The organism is Chitinophaga sp. (assembly GCF_035564935.1).
Lineage (GTDB): Bacteria > Bacteroidota > Bacteroidia > Chitinophagales > Chitinophagaceae > Chitinophaga.
This window is the reverse complement of the sequence record NZ_DATMTE010000408.1, coordinates 1-3,622: the sequence shown is the minus strand read 5'-3', so window position 1 is coordinate 3,622 and position 3,622 is coordinate 1. Positions and strand designations below refer to the sequence as shown.

At 44.4% G+C, this 3,622-nt stretch carries 2 protein-coding genes and 1 pseudogene; all 3 read left to right on the top strand.

Annotation, left to right across the window (positions count from 1 at the left end):
• Positions 1 to 1,263, top strand: a pseudogene (locus VN105_RS10730) (SusC/RagA family TonB-linked outer membrane protein); the annotation flags it as partial.
• A gap of 21 nt (positions 1,264 to 1,284) precedes the next feature.
• Entirely contained in the window at positions 1,285 to 2,724 is a 1,440-nt protein-coding gene (locus VN105_RS10725) for a RagB/SusD family nutrient uptake outer membrane protein (protein WP_325640666.1), read from the top strand.
• Positions 2,725 to 2,748: 24 nt separating this feature from the next.
• Positions 2,749 to 3,622 (top strand): TlpA disulfide reductase family protein (locus tag VN105_RS10720; protein ID WP_325640664.1); only part of this gene is annotated, 874 nt, incomplete at its 3' end.

Here is a 3,622-nt window from a genome sequence, read left to right as displayed (position 1 = left end):
TTTCCTTCCGGCGGTGTGGCCTGGCGTATTTCCCAGGAAAATTTTCTGAAAGATGTGCATTGGATCAACGAACTTAAACTACGCGCCAGCGCGGGATACACTGGTACGCAAAATATTGGGGATAACCTGTTCTATACGCTTTACTCCCCTATCTCCTACAATGGTTTGAATGGTCTTTCTCCCAGTCAGCTGGGCAATAATAATATAAGATGGGAATCTACTTTGCAAAAAGATGCCGGTATCGATTTCCAGTTGTTTAAGTCCCGTATCACCGGTGGGATCGGTTATTATGAAAAATCAACCTCCGGTGTGCTGTTTCCTGCAAAAGTGGCGTCAAGCTCAGGATTTACCGGCGTAACCGCCAATATTGCGGATATCCGTAACCGTGGGCTGGAGGTAACCATAAAGGGAGATATCATCCGCAGCAAGGATTTCCAGTGGTCGGCCACTTTAAACATCTCCGGAAACAGGTCTAAAGTACTGGCGCTCTCCAATGATTTTACAGATCCTTCCAATCCAAAAATTTACAATTACGGTAATACCGTGCTGAAAGTTGGAGAGCCTTTGGGCTTACTGTACGGAGGCATTTATGAAGGCGTCCTTAAAACACAAAAAGAAGTAGATGACTATAAATCACATAACCTCCTGACGCTTTACGGCGTGTTGGATTACCTGGGCGTAGGAGATGCCAGGTATGCGCTGGATACGCCCATCTATCAAAATTACAGCAATACAAAAGCTGATATTATCGGCCGCGCGGAACCTAAATATTATGGCGGTCTTACTAATAATATCACCTATAAAAATTTCAGTGTTACCGCATTATTTACCTTCTCAAAAGGAGGCGATATTTACTATCTCGCAGATGTACAGAATCATGACGTAACCGTACGTACCAATAAAAATGTACGTATCCTGGACAGGTGGACGCCCGAAAATCCCAATGCAGACAGACCCAAACTTGTGCTGGGGCAAGGCATGTATAATACACTGGCGGCCAGCAACAATGTGTTTGATGCCTCCTATATCAAGCTCAAATCCATTACGCTTAATTACCAGTTTCCAAAATACATGACAGATCAACTGAAAATAGCCAGTGCTTCCATATACGCATCGGCTACTAACCTGTTTACCATTACCAGCTATCCCGGTGCTGATCCGGAGGTAAGTAATGATCCTTACAGCCTGATTGGCGGATACAGTGATTCCGGTGGTTATCCTACAGTAAAACAATTTAACCTCGGCCTCCGGGTTGGATTCTAAACGTTTTAAATGAGTAACAAAATGAAAACAGTATATCATTGCCTGGTTATCTCACTATTGGTATTTACGGCTTATTCCTGCAATAAACAACTGGACGCCCTGCCGAAAAATGCAAAGGTGGATGCCAATACCATTATAGATGCAGGCACCGCGCAAATTGCGCTCAACGGGGCCTATTATAATTTTGCGAATGCCACACTTACCAAAACGGGCTGGCAGATGCACCAGATCATCCCGGCCGAATTAGCGGGCTACATGGGTTATGGCAACGGAGGATTTGGCGCTGCTTATGAAAACAAGAATACAAGCGTAGGCGCCAATTACTGGAACGAATCCTATGTACTTCTAAACGCGGCCAACGGCGTTATCAAAGGTGTAACGGCATTAGCCGATAATCAATTCCCCGGCAACCGGAAAAAGGAAATAATCGCGGAAGCCCGCTTTCTGAGAGCCTACGGGCATTTCAGGTTACTGACCTTTTATGCAGAATGGTATAAAAACGACAGCCCCAACGGCGTGTTAATCAGGGATGAATTATCCGAACTGGGGAATATCTCCAAAGCCCGCAGTTCGGTGAAAGAGAGCTATGATTTTATCCTGGCCGACCTGGATGATGCCATTGCCAACGGTCCGGCCACCAACCCCAATGTGTATGCTACCAAATGGGCGGCCATGGCCTTAAAGATGAGGGTATTAATAAGCCGCGGCGCCGCCGCCGACTATCCCGCTATCATACAACTGGCCGATAACATTATACAGCAAAGTCCTTTTGTACTGGAAGATAATGCCATAGATCTTTTTCATAAAAATGGACTCAACAGTAAAGAAGTAATGCTGGCCGTAAAGCCGCAGGCCGCGCAGGAACTGGATGCTTATTCCAAGAGCAGGCAATACTGGCCCGGCGCATCCTCATTGTATGTGGCGCCGCTCTCCTTAAAAAATCTGCTGAACAACGACCCGCGGCAAACCTGGATGATCGGCACTCAAAAAGGCACCGGTGTGGTAGAATCTTACTTCTTCACTAAATATATTGCACAGAATACCATTCCTACGGTAGTATCAGAAACCGATTATGCCATCCGCTTATCCGAAGTATATTTACTGAAGGCAGAAGCCATTGTACGTTCCGGTGGAGATCCCGCTGCAGCCAAAGCCATTGTGCATCAGATCCAGGCAAAGGCTGGCATCACTTCAACGGAAAACAATATCCCCTACCTGGAAGTGGAAAATGCTACCGGCGCCAACAACTTGCTGATGGCCATTTATAAAGAAACCGTTAAAACGCTGGTAGCGGAAGATGGAATGGAATGGCTGGCGCTTCTTCGCCTGCCATATGCTACTGTTCAACAATTAAAACCAACGATTATCAGCCAGACACTTTATATACTGCCCGTACCGGCAGATGAGTTCAGGTATAATCCATCTTTCGGAAATCAAAACCCGGGATACGAAAAATTCTAAACCAACTGTAAAAAAATAGAGATCATGAAAAAAATATTAAGTGCATTGGCTGGTATGTTATGCCTTACAGGAGCATTGAATGCACAGGATAAGGTGATTATAAAAGGTACCGTAAACGGAGATATACAGGGGCATAAAGAAGTGTATGTTTACGGTAAGGATATAAAATCTGATACCGCCGTTATCGAAAATGGACATTTCCAATTCAGTATCCCGTACAAAAAAGATATGATGCCCCTGTTGTATGATCAATATGATATGATAGTGAAGAAAGGAGTGTCTCCCTTTCCTATTGTGATAGACGGACCGGGAGTGGTGTATCTGAAAGACGTGGATATTGCGAAGGGATTGCAAAGCGGTACCTTGTCCGGCATGAAAGCAACAGAAGATTACCAGGCATATGTTAACCAAAACCATAAAATTGAATCGGAAATCAGGTTGCTGCTAAAGAAGAAATATGGTGATAGTCTCACGCAAAAATCACCCGGGTTCAAGGCTTACATAGAAGAAATGCAAGCCCTGAATAAAGAGAGATCCGTACCACTTATTAAAAAAACCATTACATCAGATCCTGATTCATACATCGCTGCATTTGTACTGGCTACCGATGGAAGGGAACTGCTAAGTATAGAAGAACTGGAAAGAATGTATAAAACGCTTTCTGCTAAAAGGCAACAGTCTGAATATGGAAAAACAGTGGGAGATTATATTGCCGGCATTAAAAATTCGGCGATAGGCCAGAAGGCTAAAAATTTCACCCTGAATACGCCTGAAGAAAAACCGCTTAGCCTGGAGGGTTTAAAAGGGAAATACCTCGTGCTGGATTTTTGGGCAAGCTGGTGTGGTCCCTGTATAAAATCCTTTCCGCACATGAAGGACATCTATAAAAAATATAAAG